Origin of the sequence: Capnocytophaga canis, assembly GCF_000827555.1 — a bacterium.
In the GTDB taxonomy this organism is placed as follows: domain Bacteria; phylum Bacteroidota; class Bacteroidia; order Flavobacteriales; family Flavobacteriaceae; genus Capnocytophaga; species Capnocytophaga canis.
The window spans coordinates 1-12,727 of the sequence record NZ_CDOI01000181.1; the positions used below are offsets into that span (position 1 = coordinate 1).

Annotated in this window: 12 protein-coding genes; 9 read left to right on the forward strand and 3 right to left on the reverse strand. The window is 36.3% G+C overall.

The window, feature by feature from the left end; all coding sequences use genetic code 11:
* Positions 1–603, forward strand: a 603-nt coding sequence (locus CCAND38_RS09520) for a thiamine-phosphate kinase (protein WP_042345048.1), incomplete at its 5' end; no start/stop codon positions are given.
* A 92-nt stretch (positions 604–695) separates the two neighbouring features.
* Complete coding sequence (gene mdh / locus CCAND38_RS09525; protein WP_042005382.1) at positions 696–1,628, forward strand: malate dehydrogenase; 933 nt, start codon at positions 696–698, stop codon at positions 1,626–1,628.
* A gap of 53 nt (positions 1,629–1,681) precedes the next feature.
* Here the strand turns inward: mdh and CCAND38_RS09530 are convergent, their stop codons facing one another.
* The 3 genes from CCAND38_RS09530 to CCAND38_RS11670 form a co-directional block, all read right to left on the reverse strand.
* Positions 1,682–2,698 (reverse strand): sensor histidine kinase, encoded by a 1,017-nt coding sequence (locus CCAND38_RS09530; RefSeq protein ID WP_042005381.1) that lies wholly within the window; start codon positions 2,696–2,698, stop codon positions 1,682–1,684.
* A 55-nt stretch (positions 2,699–2,753) separates the two neighbouring features.
* Positions 2,754–3,437: a response regulator transcription factor gene (locus CCAND38_RS09535; RefSeq protein WP_042345049.1), complete on the reverse strand. Its 684-nt coding sequence runs from the start codon at positions 3,435–3,437 to the stop codon at positions 2,754–2,756.
* A gap of 261 nt (positions 3,438–3,698) precedes the next feature.
* Positions 3,699–3,899, reverse strand: coding sequence for a hypothetical protein (locus CCAND38_RS11670; protein ID WP_156129794.1), 201 nt, complete (start codon positions 3,897–3,899; stop codon positions 3,699–3,701).
* A 22-nt stretch (positions 3,900–3,921) separates the two neighbouring features.
* On the opposite strand from CCAND38_RS11670, the gene CCAND38_RS12015 reads away from it, so the two are divergent.
* The 7 genes from CCAND38_RS12015 to CCAND38_RS09570 form a co-directional block, all read left to right on the forward strand.
* Complete coding sequence (locus tag CCAND38_RS12015) at positions 3,922–4,164, forward strand: hypothetical protein (protein WP_042345051.1); 243 nt, start codon at positions 3,922–3,924, stop codon at positions 4,162–4,164.
* Between the two features lie 289 nt (positions 4,165–4,453).
* Positions 4,454–5,869, forward strand: a complete 1,416-nt coding sequence (locus CCAND38_RS09545; protein WP_052458228.1) for a TlpA family protein disulfide reductase — start codon at positions 4,454–4,456, stop codon at positions 5,867–5,869.
* Between the two features lie 207 nt (positions 5,870–6,076).
* Positions 6,077–8,605 (forward strand): phosphoenolpyruvate carboxylase, encoded by a 2,529-nt coding sequence (locus tag CCAND38_RS09550; RefSeq protein WP_042345052.1) that lies wholly within the window; start codon positions 6,077–6,079, stop codon positions 8,603–8,605.
* A gap of 47 nt (positions 8,606–8,652) precedes the next feature.
* Positions 8,653–10,707 (forward strand): multiheme c-type cytochrome, encoded by a 2,055-nt coding sequence (locus CCAND38_RS09555; RefSeq protein WP_042345053.1) that lies wholly within the window; start codon positions 8,653–8,655, stop codon positions 10,705–10,707.
* 53 nt (positions 10,708–10,760) lie between these two features.
* The gene (locus tag CCAND38_RS09560) at positions 10,761–11,660 is read left to right on the forward strand and encodes a Ppx/GppA phosphatase family protein (RefSeq protein ID WP_042345054.1); all 900 of its coding nucleotides are present in this window, start codon (positions 10,761–10,763) and stop codon (positions 11,658–11,660) included.
* A 77-nt stretch (positions 11,661–11,737) separates the two neighbouring features.
* The gene (locus CCAND38_RS09565; protein WP_042005374.1) at positions 11,738–12,361 is read left to right on the forward strand and encodes a Crp/Fnr family transcriptional regulator; all 624 of its coding nucleotides are present in this window, start codon (positions 11,738–11,740) and stop codon (positions 12,359–12,361) included.
* 63 nt (positions 12,362–12,424) lie between these two features.
* Positions 12,425–12,727 (forward strand): TSUP family transporter (locus CCAND38_RS09570; protein WP_042345056.1); only part of this gene is annotated, 303 nt, incomplete at its 3' end.

A 12,727-nucleotide genomic window follows, 5' to 3' on the forward strand; every position in this document is an offset into this window, starting at 1 on the left:
CCAGCCATAGGCGAGGCTGATGAAGGTGATATTGTTTATCGAAATGGCGCTAAAGAAAATGATTTAATGGTGGTTACAGGAGATTTAGGCGGTGCTTACCTCGGACTACAAGTGCTGGAAAGAGAAAAGGCTGTTTTTCAGGTAAACCCGAATTCACAACCTGATTTGGATATGTATTCCTACATCATTGAACGTCAGTTGAAACCTGAAGCAAGGAAAGATATCCCCCTGTTGCTGAAAGAGTTGGGCGTAAAACCTACTGCCATGATGGACATTAGTGATGGATTATCCTCCGAAATATTACACATTTGTAAACAATCAAATGTTGGTTGTCGCTTGTACGAGGATAAAATTCCGTTAGACCCGCAAGTTATCAGTACGTGCGAGGAGTTCAATTTGGATAGTACGACCATTGCTTTGAGCGGAGGTGAAGACTATGAATTACTATTCACTATTTCACAAAAGGATTACGACAAAATCAAAGGAAATCCAAATTTGAGCGTAATTGGATATATCACTCATAAAGATACAGGAAAGAATCTAATTACCCGAATGGGCGAACCGATAGAAATTATAGCGAAAGGATGGAATGCCCTTAGATAAAACTGCTTTAAAAATTGTTTGCTGTAATTTTTTTCGTATCTTTGGTCTCTGTTGAAGTTAGTAACGTAACAATTTAAAAAAATATACACAATATGAAAGTAACAGTTGTAGGTGCAGGAGCTGTTGGAGCAAGCTGTGCTGAGTACATTGCAATTAAAAACTTTGCTTCAGAAGTAGTTTTAGTAGACATCAAAGAAGGTTTTGCTGAAGGTAAGGCTATGGATTTGATGCAAACCGCTCCTCTAAACGGATTTGACACACGCATTGTAGGGGCTACCAATGATTATTCAAAAACAGCAGGAAGTGACGTAGCCGTGATCACCTCTGGAATTCCTCGCAAACCAGGAATGACTCGTGAGGAGCTTATCGGAACCAACGCAAACATCGTAAAATCAGTAGTAGAACAATTGGTAAAACACTCACCAAACGTGATTGTGATTGTGGTGAGTAATCCTATGGACACCATGACTTATTTAGTTCATAAAGCTACTAACTTACCTAAAAACCGAATTATCGGAATGGGAGGAGCTTTGGACAGTGCTCGTTTCAAATATCGCTTGGCAGAAGCTTTGGAATGTCCACTTTCGGACGTAGACGGAATGGTAATCGCAGCTCATAGCGACACAGGAATGCTTCCACTTACTCGCTTGGCAACTCGCAACGGTGTACCTGTTTCTGAATTTTTAACTGAAAATCAATTAGAAAGTGTAGCTCAAGAAACTAAAGTAGGTGGTGCTACCTTAACCAAATTGTTAGGAACGTCCGCATGGTATGCTCCAGGTGCTGCAGTTTCGGCTTTGGTTCAAGCGATTGCTTGTGACCAAAAGAAAATGTTCCCTTGTTCGGTAATGCTTAATGGAGAATATGGCCAGTCAGATATTTGCTTGGGAGTTCCTGTAATCATCGGTAAAGATGGTGTTGAAAAAATCGTTGAAGTAAAATTGAACGACGCTGAAAAAGCAAAATTCAATGAAAGTGCTGCTGCGGTTAAAGAAGTGAATAAAGATTTGCAGAACATTCTATAGTTATTAGTATTTATCTTTCGTAAAAAGGTTGTCTGAATTTTTAGACAACCTTTTTAAGTATCTTTCTCTGCAGATTGAAAGATCACTTTGTCTAACGTAAATGAAAATTCAGAACCTACTCCAAACACACTGTCGACATAAATTTTTTGCTTATGTGCTTCAATAATATGTTTTACAATGGAAAGCCCTAATCCTGAGCCACTTTCTCGGCGATTGCCACTTTTCTTGACTCTGTAGAATCGCTCAAACAAACGCGGAATATTTTCTTTAATTACCCCTTCTCCATTGTCTGTTACGCGAATAATAATTTTTTTCTTAGAAATATCTTCAATACTCACCTCCGTAGTTCCATTGTGTCTTCCGTATTTTATTGAATTGACAACCAAATTAGTTAGTACTTGCTGAATTCGTTCTTTATCAGCATATACATAAAGAGGTTTTTCGTATTTCTGGTCAAAAATAAGGGAGATATCTCGCTCAGCAGCCTGCATTTCAAACATATCAAACACATTTTGTATCAACTCTACGATATTAATTTTTTCATAGTGAAGATTGAGTTCTCCTGTTTCTAATTTTGAAATCATTTCAAGGTCTTTGACTATATAAATCAGACGTTCAACTCCTTTGGCTGCTTGTGAGAGATATTTCTTGCGTATATTTTTGTTTTCGGCAGCTCCATCTAAGAGGGTAAGAATATAACTTTGAACGGTAAAAAGCGGGGTGTTCAATTCGTGAGAAATATTGCCTATGTATTCCTTTCGATAATTTTCACGATCTTTCAAATCTTCAATTTCCATCTTTTTGGTATGTGCAAACCGATTGATTTCTTGACTTAACGTAGTTATGTCCGTGGTAATGACTTGATCTTTAAAACTCGTACTTTCTAAAAGAGAGACATCTTGATATATTTTTTTGATACGTTTGTAAATAAATTTCTCAACGCGATATTGCAAGGTGAAGAAACATATTGCAAAGAGTAGCGTAGCAAATGGGATTAGCCCTAAGAACGGAATATTATCAAAAAAGAAAATGACAATTCCAAGCAAAACACTCGAAAGAGTTGTTATCATCACGGATGATTTTAGAGCAAAACGATATGATTTTTTTAGTTTTCGCACGTTAATATTATTCCTTAACTACCAATTTGTACCCTACACCTTTGATCGTTTTGAAATAATTCTCACCGATTTTCTCACGCAATTTACGTATGTGTACATCAATCGTACGATCACCAACAACCACTTCACTTCCCCAAACTTTATCCAAAATGTCATCGCGTTTGAAAACTTTATTGGCTTGTGAAGCTAATAACCACAATAATTCAAACTCTTTACGAGGTAAAATAATCTCTTCATTATTACGGATTACTTTGTATTCATCGCGGTCAATAACCAAGTTATCAATAGAAAGTGAAGTCACTTTTTCCTCTTCCACACTAAAACGACGCAATAAAGCCTTCACCTTACTAACCAGCACTTTGGGTTTGATAGGCTTTGTAATGTAATCATCGGCTCCTGCCTCGAAACCTGCTAATTGAGAATAATCTTCACCTCGGGCTGTTAAAAACGCGATGACCGTTCTTGACAAATTTGTGTTTCTACGGATGCGTTCACAAGCCTCAATACCATCCATGTCGGGCATCATTACATCCATCAGAATTAAATGAGGTTGCTCTCTTTCAGCAATTTTGATAGCTTCAATTCCATTTTTTGCTGAAAACAACTGAAACCCTTCTTTCTCCAAATTGTAGCCCACAATTTCCAAAATATCGGGTTCGTCATCAACTAAAAGTATCTTCATGTTTTTCATAATTTACTTTTTATATGCCATAGTATATCTTCCTTCATTGATAAACAACTATGAAAGAGGACAAAGATAAACAACTTATTATTTTTAAAAAAATATTCAATGATTTAGTATAGCAATTACGTACAAATATCATAGTTTATAGCTTTTATTTCTTCCTCAAAAAGCACATGTCAGTATATTTTGAGACCTTTGCAAGGCAAATTTCCTTAAAAAATACTTGTTAATTATCTGAATATTAGATGGTTATTTCATATATTTATTTTATGAAACGCACCAAAACCCTATCCGTTGTCCTTTGCTGCTTACGATGTAGAAAGACGCACCCGAAAAGGCTCTTTTTACGCATAAGTCGATACCATCATCGATTGGAAACCCATTTCCGCTATCATCGATGAACATTATCAAAAAGGGCTTTCCGCCTCGGGTGAATTTCCCGAGGAAGAAGTTGAGAAACAAGACCATTTTTTCAAGGAAGTAGCTGAAGATGGGGAAGATAAAGAAGCGAGATGGCTCAAAAAAGGCACAAAGACTTATTTCGGATACAAAAAACAAATTGCGGTGGACAGTAATGGTTTGGCGTGGGTGGCATACGGCTCAAAGGCTTAGCAAAAGTACACACACAACATATTTTGGAAGCTATTGCCTACAATCTGAAGCAAAGTCCGAAGATGGAGATACTTCCTGCCTTTTAATGAAAAAAAGCTCAAAAATGAGAGATTTTGCTTAAAATAGTCCCAAAAAAGGGACAAAAAATGATGAAAATCATCTATTTTTATGTTTTTAAATATGTGATTTTCTAAAAAATCGGTTCAAAAATTATTTAAAACCAGTTAAGAAAAGGAAATAGAGGATCTTGCAAAGGACTCAAAGGTTTAATTTTTGTTTGACAATCAAAAAAAAAATTATAAATTGCGGACTGTTGCTTTGAGTATAAAGCGTATATTTCATGTTTTTATAAATCCACTTTTTAAGCGATTGAAAAAATATTTAATAATCATTTACAAAAAATAGAGTATATGGGCATTACAAACAATTTGCAATTTATTGAGAATTCAAAGTTACGAGAAACAAAAAGTTTTGTCGGAACGTTTAAAATTTATACTTTTTTAATTTGTTCATTATTAGCCACTATTGGAACCGTTCACTCACAAACAAAAGTTGCTACGATTTCTGGCAAAACTGCTGGTAAAGATAATAGTTTGATACTCGTAGAAGACGGAAGTAAAGTACGAAAAATTATCAGACCTAATGAAAATGCCGAGTTTCGCGATACGCTCCATATCAAAAGTGAAACATATGAAATGTACGAAGTCAAATTTTCAAAAGGCTTTAACGTTGCACTTCGTGAAAATTCTGATATCGTTCTTGATTTGACTGAACCCACCGAGAATGTAAAGGAAATTATATCAGGGAATGATGCTTTTATATCGCATTTCTATATCGACAAAGAAAAATTCTTTAATACGCACTACGATGGAAATATCTATAAAGAAAAACCTGATGTATTTAAAAACAAACTTAAAGAACTGTTTGCAAATTGGGAAAAACAGTGGAAATCACATTCTTTTGAACCTATCCGTAAAAATGAGGAAAAGTGGAGTAAATATGCATTTGTACAAATGCTTGTGCACTACCCCAGAGCTAATCAAATGCATCGAAAATCATTTAAAGAGACCAAAGTTCCAGCAGATTTCTTTGAAGAAGAAAAAAGTATTGATTACGACAATGCTGATGAATTTGAAAAAGTAAATACATACCGAAAATTGGTTATGAGTAAGCTATTAAGTTTGCTAACCAACCCTAATGACACCAAACAAGTTCAACAACTTATTGATAAGACCGAAAAAGTTCGTTCGCAGAACATAAAAGCTGCTTATCAAGAAGCTATTTCAGACCTTATTGATCACGGAAATCCTAATAACGAGCTCATTTATAATTATATAATGAAGAATTCGGCAAGTGAGAAGCTTCGTAAAGAATGCGAATACATTTTTCTAAATACCGAAAAAAGTATCAAAAAAGGAAGTAAATCACCATCGTTTTCATTTGAAAATGAAAAAGGAGAAAAAGTATCGCTCGAAGATTTTAGAGGAAAATTGGTTTATATTGACGTATGGGCTTCGTGGTGTGGACCTTGTATTTCAGAAATTCCATACTTAAAGAAATTGGAGGCTGACTTTAAAGGTAAAGAAGTGGTTTTTGTTAGTATTTCAAAAGATATAAAGAAAGAGCATTGGCAACAAGCCTTAGAAAAACATCAATTGAAAGGAATTCAATTGTGGGGAGGAAATAAATCTGATTTCTATGACGCGTATTTTATAAATTCAATTCCTCGTTTTATATTGATTGACAAAAAAGGAAAGGTAATTTCCCCGAGTGCACCTGAACCATCAGCTCCTAAAATTAAAGAATTGATTGAAGAATTATTATAATAAAAAGTTTAATCATCAAAAAACAGTACAGAGCCGAAATCTGTACTGTTTTTCTTTTCTCTCTTTGAGACGATATTCTTTATCTTTACATGAATGATATTCTCTGAAATGTTTGCCTATTGGATGAGCTAAAAGTATAAAAATATCGTATCTTTGCAACGTATTTAACAACACTCATCTTCTAAAAACACTACATTACAGAAAATAATGCGAAACGAACAATTGACCGAAAAATTTAGACAACTTGTTGAAAATAAATATCAAATCTACAACTCGTTGTTTATGAGTTTACCGTATGACAAGATGACGAACATAGGTATGCTTTTGCCTTTTTTATATGAAGAAAGCAAAATCGGATACGAGCAAGGTAAAACTCCTGAGGAAATCATCGAAACCTTTTTCAGAAATCATACCAACCTTCAAACTGAAAAACAAAAGGCAGATTTGCTGTTTACTATCATACAATATATTGAAAGACAGGTAGTTCTTTTCGATAGTGTAGAAGATGCAGCTTTTACTCAACTGCATTCGGATAAGGACTTAGGAACCATTTTACATCTCTATGAAAAAAGTGTCCAATCACAAAAATTGGAAGAAGTTAGAAAAAAAATGGAAGATTTCGCGGTAAGAGTGGTTTTTACGGCACACCCAACTCAGTTCTACCCCAGTTCTGTGCAACGTATTTTGCACGATTTGCGTTCTGCCATTTTGCAAGACTCTACTAATGAGATAGATATGCTGTTACAACAATTAGGAAAAACCCCTTTTGTGAATAAAGATCGTCCTACCCCTTTGGATGAAGCTACCAGCATCATCTACTACCTACGGTATGTCTATTACGATGCCATCGGAGAACTCTACTCCAATCTGAAAACCTATTTCGGAACCATTAATCCAAATATTGTTCAATTAGGATTTTGGCCAGGTGGCGATCGTGACGGAAATCCATTCGTTACAGCAGAAATAACGCTACAGGTTGCTGAAGAATTGCGTATCAATATTTTAAAATGCTACTATGAGCATCTAAAAAAACTTAGAAGGAGACTCAGTTTCAGAGGGATTGCTGAAATTCTTACCGAATTAAGTCTTTCTATTTACACTGCCGTTCACGAGAAAAAAATCATTTCCGTAGAACACATTTTAGAGAGACTTTCAAAGGCAGAGACCATATTAAAAGAAGAACATAATAGTGTTTTCTTGAATCTGCTTTTGGAATTTAGCGATCGAGTGAAAATTTTCGGAACACACTTTGCTTCGTTGGACATCCGACAGGACAGTCGTATCCACCAGCAAGTCATCGATGAAATCACGGAAAAATATGCAGGAGAAAAAGCTCAAAAAATGACTTTTGAAGAAAAATTCAATTGGCTTTTGAGTAACAACATTAAATTATCAATCCATGATTTTGAGGGAATTACCAAAGAGACCTTACTTTCCATTATCGGCATAAAAGAAATCCAACAACGAAATGGTGAAAAGGGGCTCCATCGTTATATCATTTCGAATTCGGAACATATTAAAGATGTGTTGAATGTGTATGCTCTTTTCAAAATTTGTGGATACCAACCTGATGAAATCAATGTCGATATTATTCCACTATTTGAAACTATAGATGGATTAGATCTTTCAGAGAAGGTAATGGAAAAACTCTATCAACATCCTGTTTATCAAGAGCATTTAGTACATCGAAGTAAATCACAAACTATTATGTTAGGATTTTCCGATGGTACAAAAGACGGAGGTTACTTAAAAGCAAATTGGGAAATCTACGAGACTAAAGAGCGACTTACAGCTATTTCCAAAAAATTTGACATTAAACCGATTTTTTTTGACGGACGCGGAGGCCCACCAGCCCGAGGAGGCGGAAAAACGCACGATTTTTATGCTTCGCAAGGAAGCTCTATAGCTAATCACAAAATAGAAATCACCATTCAAGGACAAACCATTACGAGTGTGTTCGGAAATAAAGATCAAGCACGTTACAATTTCGAACAATTGCTAACAGCAGGTATTGATAATGAAGTGTTTAAAAATGATAAAAAGGACATCAATCAGCAGGAACGCCTCTACATGAAAGCATTAGCAGATTTGAGTTTTAAGCGATATTCACAGCTTAAATCTGATTCTATGTTTGTGCCATATCTTCAGAAAATGAGTACGTTACAGTACTACGGACGCACTAACATTGGAAGTCGTCCATCAAAAAGAGGTAGTGATGGAGAAATGAAATTCGAAGATTTACGTGCTATTCCATTTGTAGGCTCATGGGCTCAACTTAAACAGAATATTCCAGGCTTTTTTGGATTGGGGTATGCTTTATCTGAACTAAAAAAACAAGGGAAATTCGAAAGTATAAAAAAATTATACAAAAGCTCAGATTTCTTTAAAACATTGATTCTTAACTCCATGATGAGTATGAACAAGAGTTACTTTCCGTTGACCTATTACATGAAAAACCATCCGAAATTTGGTGATTTTTGGAATCAACTACATGAGGAGTTTTTATTGTCAAAACAGCTAACATTGGAACTCACGGAACAAAAAATCCTGCAAGAACAAGAACCGCTAAGTCGTCGTTCAGTAGAAATTCGTGAAAAAATAGTGTTGCCGTTATTAAGTATTCAACAGTACGCACTTATGAAAATAGAAAATGGTGAAGGAAGTACGGAACTCTATGAGAAAATGGTTATTCGCTCACTGTTCGGAAATATCAACGCAAGTAGAAATTCAGCATAAGAATGTAATATCTTGAGTTTAAAAACAAAAGTAACGCAATCAAGTCGATGAATCGAAAGCACGTCATATATCTTTTCATTTCCTTAGTGGTATTAACTCTCTTGGGATATGTTTTTTTGGGGAATGATAAAAAAGAGTACATTTCTATTGAAAATAACATAACTGATTATAAATCATTGTATGTAGGTTCTGAAAATTGTAGGGATTGTCATCCACAGGCGTTTGCTGATTGGAAAATGTCCGACCATTTCAAAGCGATGCAACACGCTACGGACTCCACTGTTTTGGGTAATTTCAATGATGTGAACTATACCGCTGATGGTATCACTTCTCGATTCTTCAAAAAAGACGGTAAGTTTTATATCCATACCGAAGGGAAAAATGGCATTTATCAAGATTTTGAAATAGTTTTCACTTTTGGTTATTATCCACTTCAACAGTATATTACGAAATTCGAAGGAGGCAAAATGCAAGTTTTTCGGCAGAGTTGGGATAGTCAAAAAAATCAGTGGTTTCATCAGTATGCAGGACAAAAAATTCCTCATGATGATTATCTCCATTGGACGAACGCTTCCCAGAATTGGAATTTGATGTGTGCCTCGTGCCATAGCACTAATTTAGAGAAGAATTACGATGCTTTTTCTGATACGTATCAAACATCCTACAGTGAACTTACTGTGGGTTGTGAAAGTTGCCATGGAGCGGGAAAACAACACATTGACTTTGTAAAAAGTGCTAACTACCAAGCTGAAAAATCCAAGGAACTGTTCATTCGTTTAGGAAAAAACACAGACCAAATAGCTGAATTAAACAGTTGTATGCCTTGTCATTCCCGTAGAGGCGAAACAAGTCAGTTTCATTCCTTTTCAACCGAAATTATGGATGAATATATTCCAGAAATCCCTACAAAAAACATTTACTACGCTGATGGACAGGCTTTTGATGAGGTTTATAAATATGGTTCATTTTTGCAAAGTAAAATGTTTCACTATGGGATTAGGTGTTCCAATTGTCATTTTCCTCATTCTGGCAAAATAAGAGCAGTTGGCAATCAGCTTTGTCTGCAATGTCATACAATAGATTACGGAACGTCAAAACATACGTTTCATCCGACTAATTCGGAAGCCTCTGACTGCCGAGTATGCCACATGCCAACGCGTACGTATATGGGCAATGATGTTCGCCATGACCACAACTTTTCAGTGCCACGACCCGATTTATCTGCAAAATATGACGTTCCCAATGCATGTAACGATTGCCATACGGACAAAACAGCAAAGTGGGCAGCAACAGCCGTTCAACAGTGGTATGGCAAGGAACGAAAACCTCATTTTGCAGAAGATTTAGTACGAGGGAGTGATCAAAAAACGTATAGCCTACAACATTTAGAGGCTTTATTGAATAATAGCAGTACACCTAACATTATCCGAGCAACAGCCGTTCATTATCTTAGTGGCATACACACACAGCAGAGTTTTGAGCTTATCAAAAAAGAATTGTATAGTGCTGATCCTCAGACGCGTTATCGGGCTGTACTTGCTTTGGGAAATTTTCCAATACAGTCCTATGAAAACGAATTATTTCCTTTGCTTTCTGATGAAGTAAAGTCAGTACGATTGGCAACAGCATATTTGGTGTTAGCACAAAAAGGAGGACAATGGGCAAAGATGCACCTCCCTGCTTTCGAACCTGCATTACAAGAATATGAAACCTTTGTACTTTCACAAGCCGATTTTCCGTTAGGAAGTGCTACTGCAGGAGATTATTTCACCCTGTTGGGCGATAATGCAAAGGCAATTTTATTCTATGAACGGGCTGTTAGCAAGGATAAATCACTCAACCACATACGGTTGAACTTAGCGATGCTCTACAATGGCGTTGGACAGAACGACCAGGCAGCTCGGCAACTCAATGATGCTTTAACCCACGAACCAAATAACCCTCAGATTTACTACTTTTTGGCATTACTTCGTAGCGAACAATCGGATTATCAACAAGCTAAAACTCTTTTTGAAAAGGCAATGCAACTTGGAATGGATAATGAAGCAATCCACCGAAATTACGAAGCCGTAAAAATACAGTTGAGAAATGGAAGTAGATAATTCACAAAAAAAATGTATATTTGCATACCACTATTTCTCAAAAATATATTGCTATGAACATACGAAAATTAGGCGCAATTGACATTGGTTCAAACGGAGTTCGTTTATTGATTATGAACGTATTAGAAGCAGAATCTGAGCAACCTCTTTTCCGAAAAAACAGTTTAGTACGGGTGCCAATACGTTTGGGGGCTGATGTTTTCCTTGATAAAAAAATCTCGGAAGAAAACATCGACCGACTTGCCGAATCCATGGAAGCTTTCCGTTTGTTGATGAAAGTTAATAAGGTAGAAAAATATATGGCATGTGCTACCTCAGCAATGCGTGAAGCAATTAATGGGGCAGCTGTTTCTGACGAAGTTTTTAAGCGTACAGGTGTGAAAATCAATATTATAGATGGAAGTGAAGAGGCCAAAATCATTGCTTCAACCGACATACATTCATTGATAAAGGACGGAAAATCATATCTGTACATTGATGTTGGAGGAGGAAGTACTGAATTTACTGTCTTTGCGAACGGCGAAGTTCAGAACGCTCGTTCGTTCCCTATTGGAACCGTACGACTTTTGGACGATATGGTCAGCTCCAAAATGTGGAACGAAGTCAAGGGATGGATTCAAGAGAACACAAAAAAATACGATAAAATTGAAGCCGTTGGTTCAGGAGGAAATATCAATAAAATATTCAAAAACTCAGGAAAACGAGAAAGACAACCTTTGTCTTTGAAATACTTAAAAGATTATGCCAAATACGTGTCTTCTTTCAACTACGAAGAGCGAATTCGGGTGTTAGAATTTAATCCAGATCGTGCGGACGTTATCCTTCACGCAATGTCTATCTATATCAACACAATGAAATGGAGTGGTGCGAAACTCATTCATGTACCACGCATCGGTTTGGCTGACGGAATTATCAAAACAATTTATTACGAGCAAATTCAGACTTCTTCGTAATTTTGTTGTGAAAAGAGCCACACAAGAGGAGAGAACAAATCAGCTATGACAATTTTCGTCAAATACAAACGTTGCCTATGGAAGATTTACAACAAATTACAGAGTTTAGAACCTCGCCTGAGTTGGTTGAAAAACTGTATCAATACAGCATACAAAAAAGTTTTGAGGCAGGAAGGATTATCGTAAATGAAAATGCCTACATTAACTCCATTCCCATTGTCACCAAAGGGATGATAAAAGTCATCCGAACCGAAGATGATGGAAGGGAGCTGCTACTCTATTATATCAAAGCCGGAGAGAGTTGCGTGATGTCCTTTTTAGGAGGAATGCATAATGACACCAGTAAAGTGAGGGCTGAGGTGGAGGAAGATGCTGAAATATTGTTCCTGCCGATGGATAAAGCCTCTCTGTTTATAAAAGAGCATCCTGAGTGGTTGGATTATATTTTCAGATTATATCATAGACGATTTGAGGAACTATTGGAAATTATCAATGCCATCTCTTTCAAAAAGATGGACGAGCGACTTTTAGCTTTACTACAAAAAAAACAAGAACTTACCAAAAATTCTGTTATAAATATCACCCACGAGCAACTATCTAATGAATTAGGAACTGCCAGAGTAGTGGTGTCTCGTTTACTAAAACAGTTGGAAGACAACAAAGTACTGAAACTCGGCAGAAACAAGATTATCCTTATGTAACCAAAGTAACTGTAGATCTCAAATAATCTCCGCATTTTTGTCCTCGTTAATTTGATAATGAATATGGAAATAGCGGGATATATAGCTTCAATTTTTATAGGAATCGCCCTTGGACTAATCGGAGGAGGTGGTAGTATTCTTACGGTTCCTATGTTGGTATATCTTTTTCGGATAGATGCTGTATTGGCAACAGCATATTCTCTTTTTATTGTAGGAGCAACAAGCGTTGTGGGGTCTTTCTCCTATTTTATTAAAGGTTTGGTGAACGTCAAAACGGCTGTTATTTTTGGGATTCCATCCATTGTTGCGGTTTATTTCACACGAGCCTATATCGTTCCTGCAATTCCACACGAAATATTGGCTGGT

Excerpts from the sequence above, each read along its gene's own strand:
- CCAND38_RS09550 (WP_042345052.1), top strand. The coding sequence starts at position 6,077 with ATGCGAAACGAACAATTGACCGAAAAATTTAGACAACTTGTTGAAAAT.
- CCAND38_RS09530 (WP_042005381.1), bottom strand. The coding sequence starts at position 2,698 with ATGATAACAACTCTTTCGAGTGTTTTGCTTGGAATTGTCATTTTCTTT.
- CCAND38_RS11670 (WP_156129794.1), bottom strand. The coding sequence starts at position 3,899 with ATGGTCTTGTTTCTCAACTTCTTCCTCGGGAAATTCACCCGAGGCGGA.
- CCAND38_RS09545 (WP_052458228.1), top strand. The coding sequence starts at position 4,454 with ATGGGCATTACAAACAATTTGCAATTTATTGAGAATTCAAAGTTACGA.
- CCAND38_RS09535 (WP_042345049.1), bottom strand. The coding sequence starts at position 3,437 with ATGAAAAACATGAAGATACTTTTAGTTGATGACGAACCCGATATTTTG.
- CCAND38_RS09555 (WP_042345053.1), top strand. The coding sequence starts at position 8,653 with ATGAATCGAAAGCACGTCATATATCTTTTCATTTCCTTAGTGGTATTA.
- mdh (WP_042005382.1), top strand. The coding sequence starts at position 696 with ATGAAAGTAACAGTTGTAGGTGCAGGAGCTGTTGGAGCAAGCTGTGCT.
- CCAND38_RS09565 (WP_042005374.1), top strand. The coding sequence starts at position 11,738 with ATGGAAGATTTACAACAAATTACAGAGTTTAGAACCTCGCCTGAGTTG.
- CCAND38_RS12015 (WP_042345051.1), top strand. The coding sequence starts at position 3,922 with ATGGGGAAGATAAAGAAGCGAGATGGCTCAAAAAAGGCACAAAGACTT.
- CCAND38_RS09560 (WP_042345054.1), top strand. The coding sequence starts at position 10,761 with ATGAACATACGAAAATTAGGCGCAATTGACATTGGTTCAAACGGAGTT.